Source organism: Candidatus Methanogranum gryphiswaldense (assembly GCA_019262145.1).
Lineage (GTDB): Archaea > Thermoplasmatota > Thermoplasmata > Methanomassiliicoccales > Methanomethylophilaceae > Methanogranum > Methanogranum gryphiswaldense.
This window is the reverse complement of record CP076745.1, coordinates 1,292,721-1,318,376: the sequence shown is the minus strand read 5'-3', so window position 1 is coordinate 1,318,376 and position 25,656 is coordinate 1,292,721. Positions and strand designations below refer to the sequence as shown.

At 45.9% G+C, this 25,656-nt stretch carries 28 protein-coding genes and 3 tRNA genes; 20 read left to right on the top strand and 11 right to left on the bottom strand.

The genetic code is table 11. The features are described from left to right. Positions 1 to 198 precede the first annotated feature (198 nt). Positions 199 to 885: a potassium transporter TrkA gene (locus tag KRP56_06735; GenBank protein UAL07506.1), complete on the top strand. Its 687-nt coding sequence runs from the start codon at positions 199 to 201 to the stop codon at positions 883 to 885. Further along, positions 882 to 1,457 carry a potassium channel protein gene (locus KRP56_06730; protein ID UAL07505.1) on the top strand — a complete coding sequence of 192 codons (576 nt, stop codon included), beginning with the start codon at positions 882 to 884 and terminating at the stop codon, positions 1,455 to 1,457. The genes KRP56_06735 and KRP56_06730 overlap by 4 nt, the downstream gene beginning before the upstream one ends. Here KRP56_06730 and crcB read toward each other — a convergent pair whose 3' ends face one another. From crcB to KRP56_06710, 4 genes are all read right to left on the bottom strand, one after another. Further along, a complete protein-coding gene (crcB, locus tag KRP56_06725; protein ID UAL08495.1) occupies positions 1,458 to 1,820 on the bottom strand; it encodes a fluoride efflux transporter CrcB in 363 nt (120 codons plus the stop codon). A gap of 203 nt (positions 1,821 to 2,023) precedes the next feature. Further along, positions 2,024 to 2,515, bottom strand: coding sequence for a ferritin (locus tag KRP56_06720; protein UAL07504.1), 492 nt, complete (start codon positions 2,513 to 2,515; stop codon positions 2,024 to 2,026). Between the two features lie 186 nt (positions 2,516 to 2,701). Next, positions 2,702 to 2,777: transfer RNA gene (locus tag KRP56_06715), tRNA-Gln, on the bottom strand. Positions 2,778 to 2,854: 77 nt separating this feature from the next. Then, the gene (locus KRP56_06710; GenBank protein ID UAL07503.1) at positions 2,855 to 3,487 is read right to left on the bottom strand and encodes an adenylate kinase; all 633 of its coding nucleotides are present in this window, start codon (positions 3,485 to 3,487) and stop codon (positions 2,855 to 2,857) included. A 114-nt stretch (positions 3,488 to 3,601) separates the two neighbouring features. Between KRP56_06710 and KRP56_06705 the strand changes: the two genes are divergently transcribed. Next, a complete protein-coding gene (locus KRP56_06705; protein ID UAL07502.1) occupies positions 3,602 to 5,035 on the top strand; it encodes an FAD-binding oxidoreductase in 1,434 nt (477 codons plus the stop codon). Between the two features lie 62 nt (positions 5,036 to 5,097). On the opposite strand, the gene KRP56_06700 is transcribed toward KRP56_06705, so the two are convergent. Both KRP56_06700 and KRP56_06695 read right to left on the bottom strand, forming a co-directional pair. Next, positions 5,098 to 6,246 carry a hypothetical protein gene (locus tag KRP56_06700; protein ID UAL07501.1) on the bottom strand — a complete coding sequence of 383 codons (1,149 nt, stop codon included), beginning with the start codon at positions 6,244 to 6,246 and terminating at the stop codon, positions 5,098 to 5,100. A gap of 101 nt (positions 6,247 to 6,347) precedes the next feature. Next, complete coding sequence (locus KRP56_06695; GenBank protein ID UAL07500.1) at positions 6,348 to 6,992, bottom strand: site-2 protease family protein; 645 nt, start codon at positions 6,990 to 6,992, stop codon at positions 6,348 to 6,350. 60 nt (positions 6,993 to 7,052) lie between these two features. Between KRP56_06695 and KRP56_06690 the strand changes: the two genes are divergently transcribed. After that, positions 7,053 to 9,008, top strand: a complete 1,956-nt coding sequence (locus tag KRP56_06690) for a phosphoadenosine phosphosulfate reductase family protein (GenBank protein ID UAL07499.1) — start codon at positions 7,053 to 7,055, stop codon at positions 9,006 to 9,008. Positions 9,009 to 9,032: 24 nt separating this feature from the next. Then, positions 9,033 to 9,749 carry a hypothetical protein gene (locus KRP56_06685; GenBank protein UAL07498.1) on the top strand — a complete coding sequence of 239 codons (717 nt, stop codon included), beginning with the start codon at positions 9,033 to 9,035 and terminating at the stop codon, positions 9,747 to 9,749. Between the two features lie 2 nt (positions 9,750 to 9,751). Here the strand turns inward: KRP56_06685 and KRP56_06680 are convergent, their stop codons facing one another. The 3 genes from KRP56_06680 to KRP56_06670 are packed head-to-tail and all read right to left on the bottom strand — an operon-like array spanning position 9,752 to position 11,385. Beyond that, a complete protein-coding gene (locus KRP56_06680; protein ID UAL07497.1) occupies positions 9,752 to 10,183 on the bottom strand; it encodes a hypothetical protein in 432 nt (143 codons plus the stop codon). Positions 10,184 to 10,187: 4 nt separating this feature from the next. Continuing rightward, positions 10,188 to 10,661, bottom strand: a complete 474-nt coding sequence (locus tag KRP56_06675; protein UAL07496.1) for a pyruvoyl-dependent arginine decarboxylase — start codon at positions 10,659 to 10,661, stop codon at positions 10,188 to 10,190. Between the two features lie 4 nt (positions 10,662 to 10,665). Beyond that, positions 10,666 to 11,385 (bottom strand): PAC2 family protein, encoded by a 720-nt coding sequence (locus KRP56_06670; GenBank protein UAL07495.1) that lies wholly within the window; start codon positions 11,383 to 11,385, stop codon positions 10,666 to 10,668. A gap of 61 nt (positions 11,386 to 11,446) precedes the next feature. On the opposite strand from KRP56_06670, the gene KRP56_06665 reads away from it, so the two are divergent. Next, positions 11,447 to 12,721 carry an insulinase family protein gene (locus KRP56_06665; protein UAL07494.1) on the top strand — a complete coding sequence of 425 codons (1,275 nt, stop codon included), beginning with the start codon at positions 11,447 to 11,449 and terminating at the stop codon, positions 12,719 to 12,721. Here the strand turns inward: KRP56_06665 and KRP56_06660 are convergent. Continuing rightward, a complete protein-coding gene (locus KRP56_06660) occupies positions 12,687 to 13,193 on the bottom strand; it encodes a hydrogenase maturation protease (protein ID UAL07493.1) in 507 nt (168 codons plus the stop codon). The two genes, KRP56_06665 and KRP56_06660, sit on opposite strands and share 35 nt — an antisense overlap. Before the next feature lie 88 nt (positions 13,194 to 13,281). Further along, positions 13,282 to 14,766 (bottom strand): DUF1538 domain-containing protein, encoded by a 1,485-nt coding sequence (locus KRP56_06655; protein UAL07492.1) that lies wholly within the window; start codon positions 14,764 to 14,766, stop codon positions 13,282 to 13,284. An 85-nt stretch (positions 14,767 to 14,851) separates the two neighbouring features. Here KRP56_06655 and KRP56_06650 point away from each other — a divergent pair, with 85 nt between their 5' ends. From KRP56_06650 to KRP56_06585, 14 genes are all read left to right on the top strand, one after another. Then, a complete protein-coding gene (locus KRP56_06650; GenBank protein UAL07491.1) occupies positions 14,852 to 15,655 on the top strand; it encodes a LysR family transcriptional regulator in 804 nt (267 codons plus the stop codon). 150 nt (positions 15,656 to 15,805) lie between these two features. Next, complete coding sequence (hdrC, locus tag KRP56_06645) at positions 15,806 to 16,237, top strand: CoB--CoM heterodisulfide reductase subunit C (protein UAL08494.1); 432 nt, start codon at positions 15,806 to 15,808, stop codon at positions 16,235 to 16,237. 4 nt (positions 16,238 to 16,241) lie between these two features. Beyond that, complete coding sequence (gene hdrB / locus KRP56_06640; protein ID UAL07490.1) at positions 16,242 to 17,087, top strand: CoB--CoM heterodisulfide reductase subunit B; 846 nt, start codon at positions 16,242 to 16,244, stop codon at positions 17,085 to 17,087. Positions 17,088 to 17,330: 243 nt separating this feature from the next. Then, positions 17,331 to 18,077 carry a 30S ribosomal protein S3ae gene (locus tag KRP56_06635; protein ID UAL07489.1) on the top strand — a complete coding sequence of 249 codons (747 nt, stop codon included), beginning with the start codon at positions 17,331 to 17,333 and terminating at the stop codon, positions 18,075 to 18,077. Positions 18,078 to 18,142: 65 nt separating this feature from the next. Then, a tRNA-Met gene (locus KRP56_06630) sits at positions 18,143 to 18,251 on the top strand. Between the two features lie 190 nt (positions 18,252 to 18,441). Further along, a complete protein-coding gene (locus KRP56_06625; protein ID UAL07488.1) occupies positions 18,442 to 19,632 on the top strand; it encodes an ArsA family ATPase in 1,191 nt (396 codons plus the stop codon). After that, the gene (locus KRP56_06620; protein UAL07487.1) at positions 19,613 to 20,134 is read left to right on the top strand and encodes a hypothetical protein; all 522 of its coding nucleotides are present in this window, start codon (positions 19,613 to 19,615) and stop codon (positions 20,132 to 20,134) included. The genes KRP56_06625 and KRP56_06620 overlap by 20 nt, the downstream gene beginning before the upstream one ends. Then, positions 20,131 to 20,718 (top strand): TIGR00296 family protein, encoded by a 588-nt coding sequence (locus KRP56_06615; GenBank protein ID UAL07486.1) that lies wholly within the window; start codon positions 20,131 to 20,133, stop codon positions 20,716 to 20,718. The genes KRP56_06620 and KRP56_06615 overlap by 4 nt, the downstream gene beginning before the upstream one ends. Beyond that, positions 20,718 to 21,980 carry a dihydroorotase family protein gene (locus tag KRP56_06610; protein ID UAL07485.1) on the top strand — a complete coding sequence of 421 codons (1,263 nt, stop codon included), beginning with the start codon at positions 20,718 to 20,720 and terminating at the stop codon, positions 21,978 to 21,980. Before KRP56_06615 ends, KRP56_06610 begins: the two co-directional genes overlap by 1 nt. Further along, the gene (locus KRP56_06605; protein UAL07484.1) at positions 21,973 to 23,094 is read left to right on the top strand and encodes a YkgJ family cysteine cluster protein; all 1,122 of its coding nucleotides are present in this window, start codon (positions 21,973 to 21,975) and stop codon (positions 23,092 to 23,094) included. The genes KRP56_06610 and KRP56_06605 overlap by 8 nt, the downstream gene beginning before the upstream one ends. A gap of 80 nt (positions 23,095 to 23,174) precedes the next feature. Next, the gene (locus tag KRP56_06600; GenBank protein UAL07483.1) at positions 23,175 to 23,390 is read left to right on the top strand and encodes a small nuclear ribonucleoprotein; all 216 of its coding nucleotides are present in this window, start codon (positions 23,175 to 23,177) and stop codon (positions 23,388 to 23,390) included. Positions 23,391 to 23,403: 13 nt separating this feature from the next. Further along, the gene (locus tag KRP56_06595; protein ID UAL07482.1) at positions 23,404 to 23,574 is read left to right on the top strand and encodes a 50S ribosomal protein L37e; all 171 of its coding nucleotides are present in this window, start codon (positions 23,404 to 23,406) and stop codon (positions 23,572 to 23,574) included. Positions 23,575 to 23,584: 10 nt separating this feature from the next. Beyond that, positions 23,585 to 25,015, top strand: a complete 1,431-nt coding sequence (purF, locus tag KRP56_06590) for an amidophosphoribosyltransferase (protein ID UAL07481.1) — start codon at positions 23,585 to 23,587, stop codon at positions 25,013 to 25,015. Between the two features lie 31 nt (positions 25,016 to 25,046). Beyond that, positions 25,047 to 25,119 (top strand) — tRNA-Ala (locus KRP56_06585). Positions 25,120 to 25,656: the final 537 nt, after the last annotated feature.

Here is a 25,656-nt window from a genome sequence, read left to right as displayed (position 1 = left end):
AAAATCACCTCATGACATTATTATCAAACGACGAATTCATTGATATTACTTAAAGGCTGGTAAAATTTTTAATATACAAGTAACACGTTGGATTGCTCACTGAAAGAATAATCAGAAAAGGTGACCGAAATTGTCGATCAACTCAGATGACCCGGAGGGCAATAGTAGCTCTTCCGGATGTAATGCGGGGGGCTTGCTATGAGCGAGCCTGAAGACTTCAAAAAGCTGGACCATGTCGATATGACCGTCCGCGAACTTTTGACAGAAATGAAGGATACTTCGGAAGTCATTGTAGATTTGGCTTACGCGTCTCTCATGTACAACAGCGAGAGCATGGCAGATAAGGTTAATGAGCTTGAGGAAGAGATGAACAATCTCAAGTTCGCAATTCGTTATAAAGTGCTATTATCATCAAGGACAAAAGAGGATGCCAGGCAGTTATCTGGCCTTCTGCAGGTCGCTTCCGCGGCAGACAGGATATCGGATGCCGCGGCAGACATAGTGGACCTTCTAGATGTACCGTTGGACAGACGTCCGTTCGTATCGGCAATGTTGTACGAGTCAGACGAAAAGATCCGTGCCACCAAGGTCAAACCGAATTCTGGAATGGTAGGATATACAATAGGACAGTTGGCCGTTGAGGCATGTACAGGCTGTAAGATAATAGCTATTAAGAATCGTCAGGGCTGGACATATGACCCTGAAGATGAAGTGAAGGTACGTGCGAACGATGATATCATAGTGCGCGGAACAGAGGACGGATACAATCGTCTTGTGAAGTTCGCTGACGGTGTGATGTCTTGGGAGTTCCCGGAAGAGTCGGATGAGGAACCTGAAGAAGCAGAGGATGAAGCAGAGAATCTTGAGGAGTATGAGGACGAATGAACAGACTCGAGTTAATGCTTCTTGAATTGAAGGACACATCTGAGTTCATGGTGGATCTGGCATATTCTTCACTGTTATACAATAATACAGAGATTGCTGAAGAGGTGATCTTCCTTTCGGACACGCTCGATGAGTTATCGATAAAGATCCAGGATGCAGCCATTGAATTGGGAAAGAGCGATCCTGGTGAGGTAGCGAAGATCGCGGTGGTCATAAGGCTTCAAACCTCTATAATGTGTATCGCCGAGGCCGCCAGGTCTATCGCGGATGTGGTCCTCAGAGGATTGGGTGAGCATCCCGTACTTGCGATGTCCATCAAGGAGTCCGAGACTACCATTGCGATAGGAAAGGTATCTGAAGATTCCGTATTGGTGGGAAAGACTTTCGGAGACGTGAGTTTGAGTACGATAAGCGGTATGTTCGTCATAGCTTTCAAGCGCGATAGGACATACGTATTTGGACCGGGAAGGGGAACGGTAATCAAAGCAGGGGATGTCATGATAGCCAAAGGACCTGAAGAAGGGGTCCTTTATTTCAAGAATCTTTGCGATGGGACCGAGAGGGAACTCTGATCATATCAAAAGTGCCAGATACCTTCCTGCAAATGCGCCCAGGAGACATGCCCCTCCATTGAGCATAACATTCTCGAAGGCCTTCAGCATCTCCCCGTCGTAGAATAGAGACACTGTCTCGACCGTGAATGTGGACATCGTGGTGAATGCACCGAATATACCAGTGAATGCAAAGAATTTCATATTGCTGGACATCTGTCCGCTTACAGAGAATGTTAGGAATGCTAAAAGGGTGCATCCGATCATGTTGACCAAGAATGTTCCCCATGGAAATGTGGGACTGCATACGTAGTGTCCGAGAAGATATCTCAATACGGCACCAATCGCACCGCCGACCGCGACACATGCGATGATCGTCAGCATTTCCGAATTCATGGCAGCTAATACTAGTCATTCTGTTTAATTATTTGGTGTTTTCATATGATATCGGAATGTCATCTTTCAAATAAAATTGGAAAATAAAAGCACATCCAGGGCGATAGGTAGCATTGCAGGTGCGGATTTAAGTTATCATGTGCGGTTCATGATGAATTAAATAAAAAATTAAGGCCCTAGGGCCTGATATTTCAATCGTCTCTTTTTCCCAAGAGCTTATCGATCTCGAATTTAGAAAGCGTATCGTTACCGGCTATTGTGAACATATCGACGATGTTCCTTGTATTCTCTTCCTCTTCCACTTGTTCATCAATGTACCATTTGAGGAATGAGGCCGATGCATGGTCGCCTTCTTTGACTGCGAGGTCGTAGATTTTGTCTATCGAAGCAGAAACTTTCATTTCATGGGCGTATGCTGCTTTGGCAATTTCTAATGGGGCTTTGGCAGTAAGTTTTGGTGCTGCTATATCGGTCAGAACAGGTTCTGTACCTCTTCTTTGAAGGAAATCTATGAATTTCTCAGCGTGTTTCAATTCTTCCTTGTACTGTATGAAGAGCCATTTTGCATACCCTTTGAAACCTTGGTGGTCCATTGCGGTGGACATATCCAGATATATGTATGCAGAAGCATATTCCATGTTTATTTGTTCGCTAATGATTTTTACTACTTTATCAGATATCATTTAGTGCCTTTCCTGCGGATATTGATATCCGCGAATTAATACCGTATTGTCTCTATATAATGTAATTGAAAGGCCAGGAACGGATCTACCAATGATGGTGGAAGCAGGAGTAAAAATTTGAATATCGTGAATTCAAGAAGCATTGATATTTTGACAATCTGGAATCTTTAATAGCCAGTAAGAAAATGGTAGCCTCGCGCAGATTCGAACTGCGGTCGCAGGATCCAGAATCCCGCATGATTGACCACTACACTACGAGGCTATCGATTCCGCTTATCGCGAAATACTTTATAATGTTTTTTGTTGAAAGGGAATGCAGGCCGGAGCCTGCAAAAAAGTTTACTGGATAGCCTTTTTGACTTTTTCGAAAATCTCGGAGATGTCACCGGTGCCAGGAAGAGTTACAAGTGTACCTTTGTTCTTGTAGTAGTTTATGAGCGGGAGAGTGTTCTCGCGATAAACATTCAGTCTGTTCCTGACGGTCTGTTCTTTATCGTCATCTCTCTGGTAGAGGTCGGACCCGCACTTGTCACAGTGTCCCTCGTTCTTAGGTGCATTATAGATCAGGTGATATACAGAATTGCATTCTGGACAGCTGCGTCTTTCGGTGAGTCTGGCAATGAGTTCCTCATCATCGACATCAAGATTAAGTGCCAGATCAATGTTTATTTGCTCTCCCAAAGCATCGGCCTGTTCAACGGTTCTCGGGAAGCCGTCAAATATGACACCAGTTCCAGGTTTGAGGGATTCGATCTTTTCTTTCATTAGGTTGATTATAAGGTCGTTTGGTACGAGTGCACCACTATCCATGTATCCTTTTGCTTTTTTCCCTAGATCGGTGCCGTTCCTTACAGCCTCACGGAGCATGTCGCCGGTGGACAGTCTGACATAGCCGAGTTTTTCGCTGAGTTTCTCCCCTTGGGTACCTTTTCCGGATCCCGGAGGGCCTAGGAGGACGATTTTCGTTTTCATGGGGGTGGCAAACCTCCTCAATATTTAAAAAGCCTATCTTCGAAATTCGTAATTATATTACGCCTATCTATTTGTTTTATAATCTGATAGGATATTTGGGCCTTTGGTGTTCAAATGGAACAGAGAATTATAGACGAAATCGAGAAGATCGTAGGCAAGGACGGATACTCTACAAAGGTTGCCGACCTCTATACTTACGGGTTCGACGCGTCGATATTCCACAATACTCCGGAGATCGTTGTTCAGCCAAGATCGACGGAGCAGGTGTCAGAGATCATGAAGATCGCATACAGGGAGAATATTCCCGTTGTCCCAAGAGGTTCTGGTACAGGGCTATGTGGGTCGGCTGTTCCCATAAAAGGGGGCATCGTCATGGCGATGCAGAAGATGGACAAGATCAAGAATATCAGTGTAGCAGATCTTTGGGTCGATGTAGAGGCCGGTTGTATATACAACGATCTGAACGCCGAACTCTCGAAACATGGGTTTTTCTTTCCTCCATCGCCAGGATCAGCTGAGGCATGTCAGGTCGGTGGCATGGTAGCTACCAATGCATCTGGTATGAGGGCCGTAAAATATGGGGCTACAAGAGATTTTGTTCTCGGACTCACCTTCGTAAAGTCCGACGGGGAGATCGTTCGCAGTGGAACAAGGACAATCAAAGATTCATCTGGATATCAACTCGCACGTCTCATGTGCGGTTCCGAAGGAACTCTTGGCATAATAACAGAGATAACATTCAAACTTACCACAAAGCCCAAGAAATCAGCATCGTGTCTGTGCGGCTTTGAGAGCGTGACAGATGCTGGAACATGCATTGCATCGTTAATTGCAAAGCCTTTGATTCCTGCTTCCTGTGAGCTTATGGACAGTGTCAGTATCGAAGCTGTCAACAAAGCGCGTGGGCATCCACTTCCCGACGTCAACGCATTGGTCATTGTGGAGGTTGACGGGGAGACGGATGAGATAATTCACAGAGATCTAAAGATCGTGGAGGATGTGGCTAAGGCCACAGGTGCCATAGCTGTAACTCCTTCTTTTGATGATAAGCAAATAGCGAAATGGACAGATGCTAGGAAATCAGTAATGACATCTCTTTCAGCATTGAAACCAGACTATGCATCGGTGTCTCTCGCGGACGATATGGGAGTGCCTGTCTCTAAGGTTCCACAGGCGGTCAAGGCATTCCAAGATATAGCTGCGAAGTACAATGTAATAATCGCTACATACGGGCACGCATCCGACGGAAATCTTCATACAAAGATGCTCATCGATCCTACGAACAAGGATGAGTGGGAAAGAGGTATCAAGGCCGTAGATGAGATATTCGATGTGTGTGTGGAATTGGGAGGCACAGTCACTGGTGAGCACGGCGTAGGCATATCCAAGGCACCTAATTTCAAGAAGGAAAGAGCTTCTGAGCTTTCAAGTATAATTGCCATCAAGAAGGCCATGGATCCAAAGAACATTCTAAATCCTGGTAAACTTGAGCAGTGGGAAGGTTCAATATTGACTCACTTGAGATATCCGTGCGCTGGTATCGAATAAACAAACAATCAAAGGGGGGTTACCCCCTTAATTTATCAGAGTTTTCAAATCAATTGTTGATATCATGTCGAACTGCAGTTATTGTCTTTTTTTTGTTTTTCATAATTAGATATCGATATGGAGAATATCGTTGCACCTACAGAGGTCATCACAAACGCAAACAATATCAACGTGGGCATCAGGAGGTCGCCTGCGAATATTCCAGGGAAAAGTCTGTTAAATCCGAAAAGTAGCATCGATAAAAATGCAATTGAAAATCTAATTGGCATTTTATGGGGGAGACCGTGTTTTTTCACGATCTGGTTCGCTATATACAATCCACCGAGTATGTTGACCGTCCCTAAAGTATAGCTTAAAAGCGTCTTGAGAGTTTCAATTGGAAGTATCACTGCGACCATGGTGAGTGATATGCAGAAGATACCAAGGCCTATCGCCAATCTGGATCTTCGTATGTTTCCGAAGGGAGTATTCCCAATAGAAATTATTTTGACCCCTATCGCCATCATGAAAACTGCCATGGAACCAGTTATAGAGTACACATTCTGGTCCCCATTACATATGATTATTGCGATTATGCAACAGAATAAGGACAGTCCTGTCAGGAGAACGGTAAGTGATATCACTGGGAATTCATTGTTATCATGTTTAATGAATCCAGTCCTTAGCAGGGCCATCATTATCAAGATAAATCCCATCGCGGTCAGTGTAAGTCCTGCCGCATTATAATTCGAGAAAATATCTAGACCAAGATTATTCAATGTTATCAGAAGCAACATCGTTCCAAAAATGAAACATAGCAACAAATACAGTGGCGTTTCTTTGTTTTTACCTATAATTGGGGCGATCATACATACGATTGCGTAAACAAAAAGTATTGCCCCCGAGATCGTACCAACTACTTCTGTCATAATTGTGGGTACAAGGAGGCTTACAACACTGACAGCGATACCGATGGCGCCTAATATTGCTAAAGGTAAAGAACAGTGAAAATTTCCAAGGACCGTATCTCCAGATAGTATCCTGAACGAGATGATCAGTAGGAAAAGGCCCTCTATCGAGTTCATATTCCCCGAGCCATCCGGATAAAGAGAAAGTTCGTATATTCCGCTGACTATGAAAAGTATTCCAAGTACGATCATGAGAAGTTTCTCATATGGTGTGGAGACTTCCTTCAGAACATTGGTTTTCAAGTTGTGCAGGGTCGAAGACATCTTGGCCTCGGATTCATTAAAGGGCGTATGCGACTGTGGATAAAAGAATTTATTTTGGTCTTCAAAGAAAATACTTTCTTTGAAGGACCATTTTAAAGATTTTAGATGATAAGGAATATCATTTCTGCAGCTCCGATGATGACCATGATCAAGAATACCTGCCATTTCCATGCGAATATCTTGGAACCGTCGAATGGGAATATGGGTATCATGTTGAATATTCCGAGGAATGCATTGAGCCAAGCCAGTTGTAACAATATCTGAGATGTCAACCCTGTGGTCATGAGCATTGCGACGATCGCCACAGCGCTAATTATAAAGTTCATCATAGGTCCAGCCATTGAGATCTTCCCGTTCTGTTCCTTGCTGATGTTGCCTTGGATATATACAGCCCCAGGTGCTGCGAATAGGAATCCGAAGAATGAGAATACTAGTGCCATCATCAGTCCAAGGGGATACATCCTGAACTCTGACCAGGCCCCATATGATTGAGCTACGTATTTGTGTCCAAGTTCGTGCACAAGGAAGCTGCATGTGACAAGCAGTACAGAGATGATCAACAGCTTGAGGAAATTAAGAGTCTTATTTGCATCAAGGTAGCTATCACTGTACATCATTATCGCGAATGCAATTGAAAGCACTATGACCGCTATTGTAATATGGGCTATCTCCGTCTTACTGAAACTAAGGCCGCTGGGCCCTCTCTTGAAGCCGGGGTCTACCCTTTTGAGTCCTTCCAAGTCCATGGCCGGTCATTTGCATCATTATTTATAAATATGAACTATCTTGTTTTTTTGAGGTAATTCATGGTCAGCAGCAACGTCGCACACGGGAAGGAGATGAGCCAATGGTGTGACAGATGCGGCACTTTGATCCTTGGTAACAAATGTTCACTTTGCGGTGAACCAGGTCGTAAGTTCGAAATAAACAGTCCTGGTGATATCCGTCCCTGCATGGGTGAGAGTTATGCTATCTTGAAGGGTCTATTCGAGGATACCTTTGGAACATTTTCTCCATTAGATGGCAGGATGATATTTTTCAACAAGGTGCCTGGGGAGGACCGTACCGACGAGATCGTTGCGCACGGAGAGGTCATAGGCATATTGAGATTCGATATGAAGGACAATTGTCTGAAGATCGAGTTAAGGCAGCCTGGAGTGGATCTTTTCAGGGATGTAGCAACGAAGAATATCGTGATATTCGGTAACATTTCAGGGCACCTCAAGGGAAAGAGCATTCCTGGAGAGAATGTGATAGAGGTCAAAGGTGATTTCTCAGAAGGGGACCCCATCATAGTCAGGAAGGCATTGAAGGCCGGTCCAGGTGTCGCTTTGACCTGTAGTGGCAATATGAAGAAGGCAGAGAAGGCGATCAGGGTCCGCGATCTTAATGCTGCGGAGGAGAGACATATCTCGCCCATCTCCGACAGGGAGATATTTGTGAAGGTAAACAAAGACCATCTTTTGGCACTAGAATCGATAGGTGTCAGTGATATTCGTTCATTCATAAAAGGCAAGAAACAGCCGGTTACGGTTTCCTTTTCCGGAGGTAAGGACTCACTTGCCGCATATGGTATTGCATCAAGGGCCTCAGACCATCCAGGGCTGCTTTTCATAGATACAGGACTTGAGTTTCCGGAGACATTGAAGTATGTGAAGGCATTTGCAGAAGAATACGGTGAGACCCTTCACATCGCAAGTGCAGGCAATGCTTTCTGGGATAATGTTGGGACCTTTGGTCCGCCTGCGAAAGATTTCAGATGGTGCTGCAAGGTTTGTAAATTAGGGCCGATAACCGATATGATATCCAGGGATTATCCGATGGGAACAATAACCGTCGAAGGCAATAGAGCATTGGAATCGTTTGCGCGTTCCAATATTGGTTTTGTTTCAAAGAATCCATTTGTTCCCAATCAGACCAACCTCAATCCGGTCAGGACCTGGTCTGCTGCGGAGATATGGGGATATATTTGGATGAGGAAATTGAGATATAATACGCTGTACGACAGAGATTTTGAGAGGATAGGATGCTATCTTTGTGCCTCATGTCTTTCCAGTGAATGGCGGAATACCGAGCGCATACATCCGGATATGTATTCTAATTGGGAAGGCTATCTTCATAAGAATGCAGATGACCGCGGACTTCCAAAAGAGTATGTGGATATGGGGTTCTGGAGATGGAAGGTCCTGCCACCTAAGATGGTACAGCTAGCAGAAGGGTTGGATCTAAGGACCGAGCCCGCTAAAGGTGACAAGTTGTCATTGAAGATGTTGAAGGGAGCATCGCCATGTACGGCCGGAGGATACTCGATGGAAGCAGTCGTGGGTGTTCCGAGGAACAGGGATTTTTCTTATGTTGAGGATGCGCTCAATACTATCGGGGAGGTCAAGTATTCACCCGATTTCGAGATAATACTTCTCAAGACTGCAAGGGGCCGTTCCAAGGTCTTCGGTGGAGGCCAGATATCAGTAACTGCAGACGATGTCAAAGATGCGCAGTATCTGTTTGAGAGAACGGTAAAAGGATTGCTTAGGGCTCAGTTGTGTACTTCCTGTGGTATCTGTGCAAAAGGATGTCCTAGGCACGCCATTAAAATCGCCGGAGGAATGCGTGTCGATCCAAAAGCTTGCAACCATTGCGGTAAATGTGAGAGGTCTTGCATGGTGATTCACTATTATGACAAGATCATGGTATCGAAGGAACGTATGGATCCTAAGTGTTCTTCGAAATGTGATACGAAGAACGCAAGAACAAAAGCTTAAAAACGATATGTCCATGGGAGTATCATGGATATGCTCTTGATGGCGGCCGCTGTCATGGCGTTCGCGCCTGCATTGTTGGTAATGTATCTTGTTTTGAAGAAATACACTTATCCGGCAGTGGAACAGCCGTTCTTTAGTGACCCGACGTTCTTCACATTGTTCTCAATAGCATTGATAGTTGGTACTATCACTTTTGCAATGTATACTTACGTTTGGGCGAGCATAATCTATGCGATATTGTTCGCCGTTGTCGAGATATTGATATTCGTAGTGGTATTCAACCTGAAGAGATTCCGTGGGAAATCGGATACCGTATTTTACGGATATGGATTCGGTTTGGGGTTCGGATGTACCTTCGCGTTCGGTTTCATATATTTCATTGCAAGGAGTGCAATAAATCTCGGATCCGATATAGACATTGCTGGATATGTAATGCTGTTCCTTTACGGGTTTGCATTCATTCTGGCTTTCGCGGCCATAGGAACCACCGTGGGGGAAGGTATCGCAAGACACAGGGTAATGGAATTCGCGATGCAGTCGATGTTCTTCAATGTCGCATTTGCATTGGTAATGACAGCGTCCTTCCAATCATCCAACGATATAATGGTATGGGTGTGTCTTATTGTAGCGTTCTTAATTTCTGCAGGATATTTCTACCGTACAGTAGTGGTAAAACTTTCAAGCGTAGTTAAGGACGTATTGAGAATGGAAGGAAAGAAACGTGATGATGTACCGAAATGATGTCATACCCTATATCTGCCAGGTTTGATCTCAGCTATAATGCATTCGTCACACATGGCCTCTAGGAGTTTCTTTGCATTCTTGGGATCTATTTTTTCAATATCTTCAAATGTGAATGTTCCGTGTATCTCAGTCAATCCTTTTGAAAGCACATCCATTTTTTCATCTATGCTTCTGCATTGTTCATATTTGTAGACAAGTGTCGAGTGAGGATCGGCCTTTTCTATACGTTCCTTGTTATTCTTTTTTTCTGGGGTAAAACCATACAGGTGTGCAATGGCATCTCTGCACGCGGTTTGGTCTTCATTATCATATAGTCTCTTCACGTGTCTGTGCTCACATGTCTTTCCACAGTATGGACATTCAGATGTCAGAGTATCGAGGTCGGCTATTTTGAGCCGATTACATCCTGGACATGAAATGACAGAGTACAAGTTTTCACCTATATTCTGTGAAAACGACTGATGCGATGCAGCAACCGAATTGCCCCATAGGGATCTTCAATTCTTCGGTAAGAGTAGTGGTCTCATTCAATTCTATACCTCTTATCCTGGCCATCTCTGCCATTTTGTTCCTAAGTTCCACATCTAGATTCTTTGCGGATCCGTGGAGATGTCCTTCTGCAACATACCCTCCTTTTCCGTCCTTTCTATATGCATATGCTATTCCTGCAGCTACGACCTCACCGTTCTTTCCTCTCATCTGGGATAGGACACAGTGCGTCACAGCGCCCATGTCCATTTCGGGCTTTTCAACTTTTTTTGCCCCTACGGGAATAACCGAGGAAACTGCTACAAGGTTCTGCTCTCCGATGCCTGCTTTGATCAAGGCCACGTCGAATGCATTTAGGTCGGAGACAATGCTGATCGCTTTGCCCGATGTAATAAAGAATTGTGTTGGTATTAGTTTCATTTTCTCATCCGTACAGCTGTCTGGTTTCATCTTTATAATTATTTTGTATCTCGTCGCGTATCCTATTTTCCATCTCATTTGCTTCTTTGAGTAGAGGTTCGACGTCCAGTTTCAGATCTGGGATCAATTTTGATAGAGGTTCGATAATGGAAGCCGAGGCCCTGGGGTCAGGCATATTCGGGTCAGCCGGACAGAGAAGTGCTAGAACATCCATGTTCCTTTCTTTTCCTTCATATAGCATGATCCCGGTGATGCCGCGTACAAGTCCGTCATTGAGTACAATAAGGCCTGCTTCTTTTGCTTTGTCAAGAGTATCTTTGTTAGTTCCACATATGACTATTGATGCATCGTCATATTGTGCGACACCTTCCAGTGCTATTATTCTGTGAACGCCCATTTCTTCCAGGATACTCATTATCTTTATTGACAGCTCATAACACAATTCCGGTTTGGGAGAGATCTCCGATGTCACAATGATGATACTGTGGTCCTCCCCTAGTTTGGAACCGTATATACGCACAGGCGGGAAAGGTTCACCGTTCTGTATCAATGTATAGGGTGGCAGTTCTGGAGAGGTCATTCCTGCAATGAATTGCATATCCTTTTCTTTCGAGATATAGCTGGCTAGAATGGAACCGACAAGACCGATCGTGGGAAAGCCAATGATCGCCACAGGATCTTTAAGTTCCATATCTCTGCGTTTGATGACCTTAAACTCCGACATTGTACCGGTGTATCTCACTAAAACTATTAATTTAATGCATCAATGGGAGGCTAGTGATAACATGAGTGAGAATACCATTAATATTTCGAAGACCGACGGGGGCATCCCCGTGGTGACAGAATTGATTCCAGGATGTGAAAGTTCTGGGTATATGGTGGCGATTGGTACGGGCTCCAGGGATGAGACCAAGGACATATTCGGGATATCCCATCTTTTGGAGCATGTGGTATTCAGAGAGACCAAGAATCGCACATCGTATCAAATGTCGAAGGAGATGGAGGGTGCGGGTGGAGAATTGAATGCCTTCACAGGCAGAGAGCTAACGGCATTCTTCGGGATCACGATAAAAGAAACGAAAAATGTCGCCAAGGAAATGGTATCGGATATTGTGGCTAATCCGATGATCAACGATAACGATGTGGAACTTGAGAAGAAAGTGGTCCTTCAAGAACTTAGTATGGTCAAAAATGAGCCAGAGGCGTACATACACGATCTTTTTGCCCAGAATATGTGGAGAGGGCACCCGCTTTGTCAGGATGAGGGCGGCTCAATAGATGTCGTGAAGTCACTTGGTTCCAAGGAACTGAGGGCATATTACGAGGAAAGATACGGAATACCCAACATAGCGGTTTTCGCAGCAGGTAACATAGAGAGCGAGGATACGGTGATGTGGGCGTCGGAGAAATTCGATGGTATGGCAGGCAAGAAGGTCATAAAGAGAGAAGTTCCTAAAAGACCAGACATGTTTTACGGATTCGTAAAGAATGATTCCGATCACTATCATGTTGCAATGGGCCTACCATCATATGGGCCGAATGATAAAAATCGTATTCCGGCATTGCTTCTGAATACAATGATCGGAGCGGGTACAAGTTCGAGGCTTTTTCAGGAAGTCAGGGAAAAGAGGGCATTGGTATATTCTGTGAATACCACGGTCGAACAGTATTGTGATGCAGCATCCATTGTGGCATACATGTCTTGTACTGATGAGAATGTAATCAAAGCGATCGAGACAACTGCCAAGGTATTTTCTCAAATAAAGAGTGAAGGTCTTCAGGAAGGCGAACTCATAAGGACCAAGAGACTTCTAAAAGGAGCGTACGTAAGGTCGATGGAATCTACGGAGCATAGGATGTACAGGCTTGGAAGGGACTATATGCTAAATGGAAAGTGCCAGACATTAGAAAGTCGTCTTGCTGCCGTAGAAGATGTGACCGAAGAACAGGTCATGCACGTAGCTAATGATCTATTAAGGTCTAATTCATTGAATGTAACAGTTCTTGGAAAAGGTAACAGAGAGATCAAGAAGTTCGATCTAGCCCACGTTGACATTTGAGCTGATCCACCAGATAGAGTACCGCGTTAATCGCGGGGCCCACCGAGGCCTCGACCTCGGGGGTCATGGTCTCGCTCATCGTCTGTATGTCTTGTACCTCTATGGCGATGAACATTACCTTGTACGGCATAGTGTACGGGTCCATTTGTTTTCCTATTTTTAAGGCAGTGGCGAGGTTGATATCATGGGCAAAGGTGTTCCCTACAGTGTCATCAAAGTCGTCTGGGTCATAGATCATTACAGTTCCAGGTTTCTGCTGATACGTTTGTATCGCATCTACGATAATGACATGCTCATATCCACGTATCATCGGCAATATCTCCAGACCCCCGACTGCTTCCTGGAGCGTATCTATCTGTTCCAGGTGCATATCTGATATTGCTTGAACAACGCGCAATCCTATAGCGTCATCTGTCATTATGGGACTTCCCAGCCCTATTACCATGAATCTGTCATTAAGTATTTTTTCCATTTATTAGCCTCTGGATCTTTTGATATTTTAGTAGTTTTTGGGAATCATGTTTATTCATAGATCTTCTAACATTCGATCATTGTGTATCTTAGATCTGGTCGCTAGTTTTGTTATTTTTATTTTTGTTTTTATTCCTACGGGTAATAAGTCCCAGTATAGACAAAGAGATTATAGGTGCCAACGCTATGAGGGCTATTGCGCCGAATGCGTGTACCGTTCCGCTTCCTGAGTAAACGGTCTCGGCTATGGCAGCGTACATCGTCATTATCACCGCGACGGACATGGGGCCTGTTGCTACGCCTCCGGCATCATATGTTATGCCCACCAGGTCCTCATCTATGAACCAGACCAATATTATTGCTATCGCATAGATCGGTAGGAGGTAGTACATGGACATCGCCCCTATTGAAAGCAGATACATCCCTATACCTACGAATGTAGCTACGCCAACCGCTATCACCAGTGTGATGGATCTTCTTGTGAGCGTACCATTAGATGCCGATTCCACTTGGGTACTAAGTATCTTTACAGCCGGTTCGGCCATTATCACCAAGAGCCCTATAACGGCACCCAAGATCAGTATGAGTATCCCATAGTCGTTCTCGGCCATGTATTCTCCGAGTTTGTCTGCGAGAGGCATGAATCCAGCATACACTCCGGTCAGGAACAATATGATTCCGAATGATGCTATTCCGATACCGATGCTCATTATCCTGAAGTCTCTCCATGTGTAATGTAGGAAATATTTTTGGAATATCAGGAAGATCATGTAGAGAGGGCCAACTGCCAGCAGGACATCTTTGGTGCATTCCAGAAGTTGATGTATTATCGTTAATTGACCGATGTTGCTATTGGTTACGGTCTCCGTAACGACAGTGGTCTGTCCAGGATCCATAAGAATACCGTATATCAGTAAAGCGATTATAGGGCCTATGGATGCAAGACCGATCATTCCGAATCCGCTCATGCTGTTCCTGGAGGAGATCGTTATGCAGATACCCATCCCCATCGCCAGGAGTACTGGAATTGTCATCGGTCCTGTGGTGACACCACCTGCATCGAATGCCACTCCAAGAAAGGCTTCCGGAGTTATCAGTGCTAACATTATGACTATCGCATAGCCAACGGTCAAGAGAAGGCGTAGAGAAAGGTTCAGTATCAGCCTCATCGCGGCGATCACGAGGAATGTGCCTACTCCAACTGCGATGGACAGGACGAGTGGCCAGAATTGTACGGTCGAATACACTCTGCAAACCATATTGCTGAAAACAGAGATATCGGGCTCTGCGATGGTCACGGTGATGCTGATTATGAACACCACAGTTATTATGAAAGGCACCGAGTTGCGTTTAGGCATCTCTGACCCTATGGCTATGCCCATAGGGATCACACCGATATCTACGCCATACAGGAAAAGAGTGAATCCAAGCACTATGAAAGCACAACATAGTAATACCAATGAGAACTCGTTCACAGAAGGTTCTAACAGAAGAATGTCCAGTATGATGATCAATGCACTTATGGGCAGAGTGGTCCTACCGACGTCGATCAGTTGTTTTTTGAAATCCAACATTCGTTTATGTCATGTGCTTGTGCATATAAAAAAAGGCATTCTGTTGTATGGACAGATATATGAACGCAATTACTGATTCGCATTCGTGGATTTGAATGTAAGGACGGAGCAGGTGATAAACGGGCACACCATCACGAACCGTCAGTTGGAGATTCTTAAGACCGTTGCTGTGACTGGTAGCAAGACGTCTGCCGCCAAGAGGCTGGGGATCTCCGTTCCCGTCGTTCACAGGTACATAGGTACCATAGAGGATGCGGTCGGTTCACCAGTGACAAAATCCACCCCGGCAGGGACCATTCTAACCGATGAAGGAAAACAGATCGTTATGACATACGATTCAACGGAATTGAGATGTTGCGACGATCACGGTTTCACAGTGTGTTGCAGTCCCGTCACCGAGGATCTTATGATGACGGTGCTCTCAGCATTAAAGATGTTGGATGTAGAATTGGTGATATCCGATGATGAACACAACCTTAGGATGATGAGGGAGAATCTCGCGGACTTCGCCATCATTGATGATCCGTTGTATCTGTTCGATGCTGATGAGTTCGAGGCAACAGAGATCGGTTATATGGGGATGGTCTTCGTCGATAACGGGGATTCCTTCATAAGGTATAGGTATGGAGCGCAGAGGGTTGCGTTCATGTTCTTGGATACCATGGACCGTAAGTACAACATCGATTCAGAGACCTTCTCTTTGCCTGAACTTCTTGGATCGAGCAAGAGCTTCTTCGTCGACGAGTTCCTTCTACTGAGAAAGGGCCTTAGGATGAAGAGTGCTGTCGATCCAAAGATACTCAGACATGCCATCACTGCGATATATCGTAGAGAAGATAAGCAGATAACTAGGATACTGCGGGCACTGCTGGCAAAGAATATAAAATGACTATTGCCTTAGAAGGTAATACCTTTTTGTTTTGAAGTCCACTTTTTATATAGGATAACCTCATTCAAGGCCTAGGTGATTATTACGGAAATCAAGGCAAATCCGGAATTCGAAGCACAGCTGGCAGCTGCCGGCGGTGCTGACGTTAAGATGTGTTTCCAGTGCGGAACATGTACCGCAGGATGCCCGTCTGGAAGGCGTACTTCCTACAGGGTAAGGAAACTCATGAGAATGGCACAGCTCGGCCTCAAGGACGAGATCGTAAACAGTGACGAGCTTTGGGAGTGCAGTACCTGTTACACATGTGTTGAAAGGTGCCCTCGCCAGGTCCCGATTGTCGATGTGGTCGTCGCTCTTAGGAACATTGCAGTTTCAGAGGGACACATCCGTGCTAACCACAAAGTGACCGCAACCAACTTCTACAAGAGCGGGCACACAGTTCAGATCAATGATAAGATAAAGGCGCAGAGAAAGAGCATCGGTCTTCCCGAAGTTCCTCCCACAGTCCTTTCGAACAAAGATGCCATGGCCCAGCTCGATAAGATCCTGAAGGCCACTGGATTCAACAAGATCGTGGAGTGATAACATGGCAAAATACGCATTTTTCCTAGGTTGCATCGCACCTCTGAGATACCCAGGTGTCGAGAAATCCACAAGGGTCGTTTGCGAGAGGCTCGGAGTAGAGCTCGTAGACCTCGAGGACGCAAGCTGCTGTCCTGCACCCGGAGTCATCAGGGCTTTCAGCAAAGCTACATGGCTTGCCGCGGCTGCCAGGAACCTCGCACTTGCTGAGGCAAAAGGCCTTCCGATCGTCACCATCTGCAACGGATGTTACGGATCACTCTTCGAGGCAGCACATGAGCTGAATCATAACCCTGAAGAGCTCGCAAAGGTCAACAAGATCCTCAAAGAGATCGGAATGGAATACAAAGGTACAACCAAGGTCTACCATTTCGCTGAGGTCCTTTACAAGGATGTCGGTATCGCGAAGATCAAAGAGAAGATCACCAACCCCCTCGACTACAAGGTAGCTGCATTCTACGGATGTCACTTCCTTAAGCCCAGCTCCATAAAGGAGCTCGACGATCCCGAGAACGCACATGTTCTTGACGATCTCGTTGAGGCAACAGGTGCCAAGAGCATGCCCAGAAAGCAGAAGATGCTATGCTGCGGTGCAGGAGGAGGTCTCAAAGCCGCCTTCGGAGATGTTGCAAAAGAGTTCACCAAGACCAATCTTGAGAACATGCAGGCATCCGGAGCACAGTACATAGTCGATATCTGTCCTTTCTGTCAGATGCAGTTCGACACAGTCCAGGGAGACCTTGGATACAAGATCCCTGTCCTTCACCTCTGCCAGCTCTATGGTATCGCGATGGGTATGTCTGAGGCCGAATTGGGCCTCAGTGCACACGTTGTGCCTGTTAAACTCTGAGAATAATCTGAGGGCCTTGCGCCCTCTTCTTACTTTTTATTATTAATTGTCATTGTTTTTTGTGTTGCATGAAAATATAGTAAGTTTTATGTAGTAGCGGTACCAACCTCAAAGTATAATTTTATCCATATTGTGATATATTTAAAAATGCTGGGTATAATAAATTTTAAAAATGAATGTTGGACAAAGCTATTAATATGAATACTCGATGTTCCACTTATTAGAATCTAAAGGAGGATTCAAATGGCAGGAGCAAGCGCAGCATCAAAGAAAGCTAAAGGAAATGCAGGCCGTAAGGTCAAAGACAAGTGGAAAGCGAAGGAGTGGTACTCTGTTCACGCACCTCATATGTTCAATGAGGTCGTCATCGGAGAGACCCCCTCAGCAGACCCCGAGTATCTTATCGGAAGGACGTCCGAGGTCACAGTTCAGGACCTCACTGGTGACTTCTCCAAGATGCACATAAAGCTAAAATTCAAGATCAATGCGGTAGATGGGCACGATGCAAAGACAACTTTCATCGGACACGATCTCACAAGCGATTACGTCAGAAGGCTTACCCGCAGAAAGAAGACAAAGACCGACCACGTCGTCGATGTCACAACATCAGATAACTTCCTCATAAGGGTCAAGACGATGTCTATCGCCGAGAGAAGGATCCAGTCCTCTCAAGAGATCGGAATGAGGCATGTCATAGGTGTGACCCTTCTCGAGATGGGATCCAAGATGACTGTAGCAGAACTTATCAAATCCATCATATCCGGTGATCTGGCAAAGGATCTCGCAAGAGCATGCCGTGTCGTCATCCCCATGAAGAGGATAGAGATAAGGAAGACCGAGGTTCTCAAGGTCGGAGACGGAGAGCCTGAGTGTATAATTGAGGTCCGTCCTGTGTCCGAGGCTCAGCCTAAAGAAACTTCCGAGGAATCAGAAGAGACCGAAGAAGTAGAGGCAGAGACTGAGGAATCAGAAGAGACCGTCAAAGAGTGATCCTGCCCGGATCCTCCTCCCCAAACTCTTTAAACCCAAACCAATTCCCCCCAAAAAACACACGTGCCGAGGTGGCTCAGCCTGGTGGAGCGTCGGACTCATAGGGTTCTGGTCTAACAGACCTCTTCCAGGGAAATCCGAAGGTCATGGGTTCGAACCCCATCCTCGGCACCAATTGATTTACAATGCGCTATATTGTTGCTGTGATCATTTTTCTTTGTTGGATGTACGTTTGATTGGATTTTGGACAGAATATTTTTGATATGTATTCGTTGTCTGTGATCCGTATTTTTGGATCAATTCCATAACCAATTTTTATTGGGTGTATCTATTGTTTTATACCCTTTACGATATTTGAGTTTCAATGAGGACGATCATATTCAACGGTAAGGGTGGAGTGGGCAAAACCTCCGTTGCAGCAGCTACGGCCCGCAGGATTGCTCAGAACGGCCATCGTACGATCATAATGAGTGTCGATACTGCTCATTCCTTAGGAGATTCCTACGAGGTGCAGTTAGGAGCAGAGATCAAGAACATCGCTCCGAATCTCGACGCCCTTGAACTGGACATTGTCCACGAGATGAGTACCAAATGGAATGCCATAAGTGAATACATTGCGGCTTTCATGCTTTCTCAGGGTGTCAATGACATTTCTGCAGAGGAAATGGCCATACTTCCCGGAATGGAAATGGTAGCGGCATTGTTCTACGTACTTCAGTTCAAGGACAGCGGTCAGTATGATGTCGTCGTCATCGATACAGCACCTACAGGAGAGACCCTCAGACTGCTTAGTTTTCCGGATGTTTCGAATTGGTACATCGAGAAGATGTACGGCATGTTCAAGAGATTGATATCGATCGCCAGATACACCGTCGGAAAGGTCATGGACATTCCTTTGCCTTCCAAGGAGGTCATGCAATCCATCGAGGATATAAAGGTCAATATGGAACGTGTCAAGGAGATCCTGGAGGATCACGAGCACACGACAATACGTCTCGTTCTCAATCCCGAAAAGATGGCCATAGTGGAGACCAGGCGCTCATACACTTATCTTTGCCTCTACAACAAGACCGTCGAGTGTCTTGTGATAAACAAGATATATCCCAAAGAGGCCGAAGGCCCCTTCTTCAAGGATAAATTGATCGAGCAGGAAAAGCACATTGCAGAGATACATCAATCGTTCGATCCATTAAAGATCATGTCCGCATATATGATGCCCACAGAGTTGCATGGACCCGATATGCTCGACAATATGGCGACAATGATCTATGGCGAATCAGATCCCATCGAGGTCTATGCGACCGAAAGCCCGATGCATTTTGAGACCAAGAAAGACATAGACTATCTTTACATCAAAATGCCTTTTATCGACGAGAGTACGGTGGAACTCTTTAAGACCAATGATAACTCTATTATAATTCAGACAAGCGGTCAGAGAAGGACCGTCACTCTGCCTCTGACGCTCAAGAGCGCGGAAATGCTCGGAGCCGAGTTCAGGGACGGAAGTCTCGTAGTAAAGTTCAGGAGGAAATCAAATGCCGTCAAAGAAGACTGATCCTAAGTACACGGATCCCGAAATAGAGAAATTTGTTCGTGAGAACAAGGAAATGATCGAGAAGCTGCTTCAGCAGGAGCGTGCAAACATAAAGAAGGTCATCGAGGAGGAAAGCGTCAATGCAAAGGATTTTGCAGAATTCCAAGAGGAGAAGATGAAAGAGATCCTATCTAAAAGCAAGGAACCATTCGAGGAGTTTGCTGACTGTCAGAAGGACAAGATGGAACACGCAGCGCAATCCGTCATAGTAATGTTCATGGACCCAGAATTCCAGAAGCATATGGTCTCCGCAGGTATGGAAATGATGATGGCCCTCGAGGCATTGGTAAAGGCAGCACCCCTTCCGGATTTTGCCAGAGATGCTGCGGAAAAGGCCCAAGAGACAAGGGATAATGCCACGAAAGCATACTGTCAAAAGAATCCAGACTGTGTCAACAAGAAAGCTCCGAGACAGGCACAGAAGGTCCCGATAAAAGGATCGGTAAAGGTCGACAAAGAATGATCTTCACAGATGAGGACGGTAGGATCGCTGTCAAGACGGCACGTAGTGTCGTCGATGCGGAGAGTGCTGGAAGGAAGATCGATCCAGTCCTTCCGGATTCGTTCTCCCAAAAGAGTGGCGTCTTTGTCACGATATCCTGGTATCCCTCAGGCGAATTGAGAGGCTGCATAGGGTTTCCGGAACCTGTATTCTCCCTGAGCGAGGCATTGGTAAAGGCAGCTTCATTCGCATGTCACGATCCAAGATTCATGCCGCTCACGCTCAGAGAGGCCAAGGAATGTACCGTAGAGGTGACCATATTGACGACTCCCGTGGAACTTGAGTTCAGCGGAACATCGGAGATGTTGTCCCAAATAGAGATCGGAAGGGACGGCGTGATCATGGAGTCCACCGGTCAGCGGGCGTTGTTCTTGCCCCAGGTCGCGCCCGAGCAGGGTTGGAACAAGGAACAGATGTTCGGTGCGCTCTCTTTCAAGGCGGGCCTTAACAGGAACGCATGGAAGGGCAAAGGTGTGCGTGTCTGGACATTCAGAGGAGAGGTATTCTCCGAGATAATGCCTTATGGCGAAGTGGTGAGAAAATAATGGACATAGAGACCGTGATTGAGGGAAGGGCATTCGTCAACGGGGAACTGAGCTATACCGAGATAGGCATAAGCGGAGGGAAGATAGTGGCCGTTGGCAAGATGGTCCGCGGAGGGGATGAGAGGATCGATATCGGGACCAGTAAGATGGTCCTTCCCGGATTCATGGATCCGCACGTCCATTTTAGAGATCCAGGTATGACGCAGAAGGAGGATTTTTCCACTGGATCCCTGTCTGCTGTTTGCGGGGGGGTGACGGCCGTACTCGATATGCCGAACACAAAACCTCCTGTATCGAATTTAGACGCATTGATGTCCAAGAAGTCGACGGTAAGGAAAAGAGCATACACGGATTACGGGCTCTTCGCCGCTGTAACGCCCGGTTGCAGGGTCGGAGCGATGGCCCCGCTGGTGCCAGGATTCAAATTGTTCATGGGTTCGACCACAGGGGAGATACTTCTCAATGATGATGCGGAGATCGCTTCGATAATGGAAGACATACGCATAACCGGAAAGAGACTTAGCGTTCATGCCGAGGATGATAGGATGATCCTCAGGGAACCTGAGAAGTGCACCAAGGACCATCTCAGGAATCGTCCGGTCCAAGCAGAGCACAACGCCATCAACAGATTGGGGCGTTACAAGGGATGTAAGGTCAATATATGCCATAATACGAATGCTGAGAGCCTTCAGTTGGCATCCTCATACGGATTCACGACCGAGGTCACTTTGCACCATCTTCTGTTCGATGTGGAACGTCATACTACCGCCGAGTACAAGGTGAATCCTCCGATAAGGGACCCAGGCACAAGAGACAAGCTTTGGAGGGCCTTCTTGGACGGAAAAGCGACGATGATAGGTACCGACCACGCTCCACATACAACTTCGGAGAAGTCCCAGGATTTTGATTCCGCTCCAGGCGGTATCCCAGGAGTGGAGACGACGATGCCAATACTAATGAACATGGTTAAGAAAGAAATGGTTCCGTTGAACCAGGTCGTCTCTATGGGGGCAGAGAATCCCGCAAAGGCATTCGGAGTGAGAAAAGGAACGATAGCTGTCGGGTACGATGCAGATTTCGCGATATTCGACCTTCGTAAGACAACCAAGATAGAAGTTAGGAAACTCCACAGCAAGGCAGGGCACTCCCCATACGATGGGATGGAGGCAATATTCCCCGATACAGTCATAATCAGGGGAGAGATACAGGTGCAAGACGGCGAGTTCTGTGGGGATCGCATCGGAGAGGATATATTTGGCTGATTATGAGGTAGATTATTCGGACATCGTTGGAAGAAAGGTCGAGTGTCCAGAGGGCTGTGGGCTATGCTGTCTGTGTCAGCCGGAGGTCCTTCCGGAAGAGAGGTCATTCTTCAGGGAGAAGCATCCTGACAAACTGGTCATGAGCAAAGGTCCTGAACCCTATCTTGCCTTGGCGATGAAGAGAGGATGCGGTTCATGTGCATTCCTTTCCAATGGCACGAGGAAGTGCCAGATATACGATCACAGGACGGCGTACTGTAGACAATACCCCTATCACATATATGTCAGCGACAGGGTGAAGGTCGAGTTGGACCTCTCATGTAGGGGGGTCTGGACTGGGAACGGTAATGATGCTATCGTAGAGGCGAAGGATATAGTTGCAAGGGCCGATAGAAGAATAAGGGTCGCTCTCTCAGAGTCAAGATCAGTTTACGACCAATTTTATGCGAACTGTAAGGAGGCGGGGGTTCTTTCAGACCAGTCCATACTCAGGATGACAGTATCTGAAAATCTAAATAACTTCACAGATCTGGGTTATATCAGTAAAGTAATGGAATTATCAGAGATCGAACCTGTGATGACCCTTGATAACATTCAGCGGGAGACAAGGCCCGACATGTTAGAGCTCGAGTTAGCAGCTAGGGAATCTGCTCTAGAGTCCATGGCGACAAAGGACCCTCTCAATGCACCGGTATATTGTGATGAGAATTGGAACTGGAACATATTCATGGCGCAGGATGAGAAGATGACATGGAATGTCCTTACGGATTCTGGTGAATTGGAGGAGAAGGGGTCGGTATATGTCAGCGACATACCATTGAAACCTCTGGACGAGGAGGGCGCAAAGGTCTTGGCCGATTACATAGAGATACTGAATGGAAGGGATAGTTTCATGGGCAGTGTGTTCTCATTGATGGACTATAACGATTATGAGGACGACATGGCCAATGCATATTACGGATGTTTGTCGACCACAATACTTGACCTAATGTGGAGAGCATCGATGCTGGACCATTTCACAGGATGCGGTATGGGTGCCAAAGGAATGAAGGAAGCGATAATCTTCTACGATATGGATCGTCTAGACGCTCCGACCATAGGCGCCTTTGTGTGAATCCCCACCTATAAAGGATAGCATGAAAACAGACGAACCTTCAAATACTAAATCTAATATGAAGAACGTAAGTGGCTAACATGATGAAACCATTGACAGTCCTCAGTCAGGCGTCTAACAAGAATGTTATCGTCGAGCTTAAAGGCAAAAGAGAGTACAGAGGGGTCCTTGACGGATACGATCCTCACATGAACGTAGTACTCAAAAACGCTGAGGAGTTCTATGATGGGAATTCCGTAAGGAAGATCAGCTTGGTCATTGTCCGCGGGGACAACGTAATTTACATTTCACCATAAGGAGACGATTATAATGGGAACGGGAACATCAGCAAAGGGAAGACACAACACGAACAAGACGCATATCCCCTGCCGCAGGTGCGGAAAACGCTCTTACCATGCAAGGAAAGGGGTATGTGCCTCTTGCGGATACGGTAAGACTGCAAAAATGAGAACTTACGCTTGGGCAAAGCTTCGTGAATAAGCTGATATAAATGACGGGACCTGAACACAAATGCGGTGTTGTGGGCATAGCAGCCCCCTACAACGTTGTTCCTGCTTTGCAGAAGTCCCTCATGATAATTCAGCACCGCGGACAGGAAAGCGCGGGAATCTCCATTTTTGGTGATAACGGGATCCAGACCGTGAAGAACACGGGTCTGGTCCAAGTCGCTTTAAGTAAAGATAAATTGACTGGTCTTGATGGTAAAGTTGGGATCGGTCACGTCAGATATTCTACGACAGGGTCCAAGGGCATCATGAACGCCCAGCCTTTTACGGTAACTTCCAGTTTCGGTACCGTTGCAGTGGCCCACAATGGTGACATTACAAATTACAAGGACCTCAGGGTGCGTTATTTGGCGGAAGGGATGTCGCTTTTCACAGATTCGGATACCGAATTGGCGACGAACATCCTCGTCATACATCTGGCAGAATTCAAGGATCCGATCAGGGCTTTGAAGGTCATGATGACGGAGGTCGAGGCGTCATATGCGATGACGATACTTTTGAACGGAAGATTATTCGGTATCAGGGACCCATATGGCCTCAGGCCCCTTTGCATCGGACAGATCGACGACGGATACATGCTCGTCTCGGAGAGTGCTGCCATCGATGCACTAAGGGGAAAATTCGTGAGAGATGTGATTCCGGGCGAGATCGTGGAGATCACCAAGGACGGTGTGATCTCCCATGGCGGTTTGATCGATTCTAAACAGAAAGCTTATTGCATGTTCGAATGGGTGTATTTCGCAAGACCCGATTCGGTCATTGACGGAAGAGAGGTCTACGCGGTCAGGAAGAACATAGGGGAGATATTGGCCAGGGAATGTCCTGCTGATGTGGACATAATCATGCCTGTTCCCGATTCGGGGCGCGCTCATGCCATCGGATTCTCCATTGCCTCAGGCATACCTTACGAGGAAGGGTTCATGAAGAACCGTTTTGCCGAGAGGACATTCATACTTCCAGACCAGAAGGACAGAGAGGTGGCGGTATCGATGAAGATGAATCCTATCAAGAGCACCGTAGAGGGAAAGCGTCTTCTCATTGTCGATGACAGTATAGTAAGGGGGACGACCCTTAAGAAATTGATATCCATGCTCAGGGAGGCAGGTGCCAAGGAGGTGCATGTCCGCGTCGGAAGTCCGCCGGTCATAGCACCTTGCTATTATGGTGTGGACATGAAGTCCAGAGAGCAATTCATAGCCAACAATCACAGTGTTGATGAGATAAGACAGATCATCGGTGCGGATTCATTGGGTTATATCAGTATAAAAGGGCTCATAGAGGCCATAGGCAAGTCGAAGAACGAGCTTTGCCTGGCCTGTATAAACGCTGAGTACCCCACACGCATTCCGGGCGAGAAGGAAAGATTCCAGTCGACCCTCAATGTGAAGTATGAACCAGTCATCGGAAAGATTTAAGAACAAACACTTAATGCACCGATTATCAACTGGGCAGGTAGATCAGTTGGAAGATCGCTACATTGGCATTGTAGAGGCCGCGAGTTCAAATCTCGCCCTGTCCACTCATTTTAACATTCAGATTTTTGAAAAGTGAGTCATTTCCTGATTCACTGATTGTTCACCAGGTTTTCCAGGCGCGGAGGACGGAGCTCTGAACTGTCGATTGTAGATTGGCGGGGGCTCATACTTTAATTGTGTTCATTGGTATTGTTGTTTGTTGAACAGACCAGTTTGTGTGAATTTTGTGGTTATTGTTCCAATATTATTTACATTTTGTAAAAATAACACATTAAATGTTTAAGTGTAATCTTAATTTTTGAATATATATAAATATTATACAATCGGATAAGAAATCGGTTATGAATAGGGATATTTGTAGTCTCAATTTTGTTTGATATACAATTAAATTAGAGGTAACAAGACATGAAAGTCATTTGGAATAAAAAGAGATTCTTGATACTATTTGTATTAATTTTCTCAATCGGTTATGTGAACAATATGGCAATCATCATGCTGAATCTGAATGTTTTTCAGATGATCGTCACCACGACAATCTGTATTATTATCTGTATCGCCATCCTTTGGATATTGTATAAACA

Bases quoted from the DNA above. Each gene is read 5' to 3' on its own strand.
- KRP56_06735 (UAL07506.1), top strand. From the start codon at position 199: ATGAGCGAGCCTGAAGACTTCAAAAAGCTGGACCATGTCGATATGACC.
- KRP56_06730 (UAL07505.1), top strand. From the start codon at position 882: ATGAACAGACTCGAGTTAATGCTTCTTGAATTGAAGGACACATCTGAG.
- crcB (UAL08495.1), bottom strand. From the start codon at position 1,820: ATGCTGACGATCATCGCATGTGTCGCGGTCGGCGGTGCGATTGGTGCC.
- KRP56_06720 (UAL07504.1), bottom strand. From the start codon at position 2,515: ATGATATCTGATAAAGTAGTAAAAATCATTAGCGAACAAATAAACATG.
- KRP56_06710 (UAL07503.1), bottom strand. From the start codon at position 3,487: ATGAAAACGAAAATCGTCCTCCTAGGCCCTCCGGGATCCGGAAAAGGT.
- KRP56_06705 (UAL07502.1), top strand. From the start codon at position 3,602: ATGGAACAGAGAATTATAGACGAAATCGAGAAGATCGTAGGCAAGGAC.
- KRP56_06700 (UAL07501.1), bottom strand. From the start codon at position 6,246: ATGTCTTCGACCCTGCACAACTTGAAAACCAATGTTCTGAAGGAAGTC.
- KRP56_06695 (UAL07500.1), bottom strand. From the start codon at position 6,992: ATGGACTTGGAAGGACTCAAAAGGGTAGACCCCGGCTTCAAGAGAGGG.
- KRP56_06690 (UAL07499.1), top strand. From the start codon at position 7,053: ATGGTCAGCAGCAACGTCGCACACGGGAAGGAGATGAGCCAATGGTGT.
- KRP56_06685 (UAL07498.1), top strand. From the start codon at position 9,033: ATGGATATGCTCTTGATGGCGGCCGCTGTCATGGCGTTCGCGCCTGCA.
- KRP56_06675 (UAL07496.1), bottom strand. From the start codon at position 10,661: ATGAAACTAATACCAACACAATTCTTTATTACATCGGGCAAAGCGATC.
- KRP56_06670 (UAL07495.1), bottom strand. From the start codon at position 11,385: ATGTCGGAGTTTAAGGTCATCAAACGCAGAGATATGGAACTTAAAGAT.
- KRP56_06665 (UAL07494.1), top strand. From the start codon at position 11,447: ATGAGTGAGAATACCATTAATATTTCGAAGACCGACGGGGGCATCCCC.
- KRP56_06660 (UAL07493.1), bottom strand. From the start codon at position 13,193: ATGGAAAAAATACTTAATGACAGATTCATGGTAATAGGGCTGGGAAGT.
- KRP56_06655 (UAL07492.1), bottom strand. From the start codon at position 14,766: ATGTTGGATTTCAAAAAACAACTGATCGACGTCGGTAGGACCACTCTG.
- hdrC (UAL08494.1), top strand. From the start codon at position 15,806: ATGTGTTTCCAGTGCGGAACATGTACCGCAGGATGCCCGTCTGGAAGG.
- hdrB (UAL07490.1), top strand. From the start codon at position 16,242: ATGGCAAAATACGCATTTTTCCTAGGTTGCATCGCACCTCTGAGATAC.
- KRP56_06635 (UAL07489.1), top strand. From the start codon at position 17,331: ATGGCAGGAGCAAGCGCAGCATCAAAGAAAGCTAAAGGAAATGCAGGC.
- KRP56_06625 (UAL07488.1), top strand. From the start codon at position 18,442: ATGAGGACGATCATATTCAACGGTAAGGGTGGAGTGGGCAAAACCTCC.
- KRP56_06620 (UAL07487.1), top strand. From the start codon at position 19,613: ATGCCGTCAAAGAAGACTGATCCTAAGTACACGGATCCCGAAATAGAG.
- KRP56_06615 (UAL07486.1), top strand. From the start codon at position 20,131: ATGATCTTCACAGATGAGGACGGTAGGATCGCTGTCAAGACGGCACGT.
- KRP56_06610 (UAL07485.1), top strand. From the start codon at position 20,718: ATGGACATAGAGACCGTGATTGAGGGAAGGGCATTCGTCAACGGGGAA.
- KRP56_06600 (UAL07483.1), top strand. From the start codon at position 23,175: ATGATGAAACCATTGACAGTCCTCAGTCAGGCGTCTAACAAGAATGTT.
- KRP56_06595 (UAL07482.1), top strand. From the start codon at position 23,404: ATGGGAACGGGAACATCAGCAAAGGGAAGACACAACACGAACAAGACG.
- purF (UAL07481.1), top strand. From the start codon at position 23,585: ATGACGGGACCTGAACACAAATGCGGTGTTGTGGGCATAGCAGCCCCC.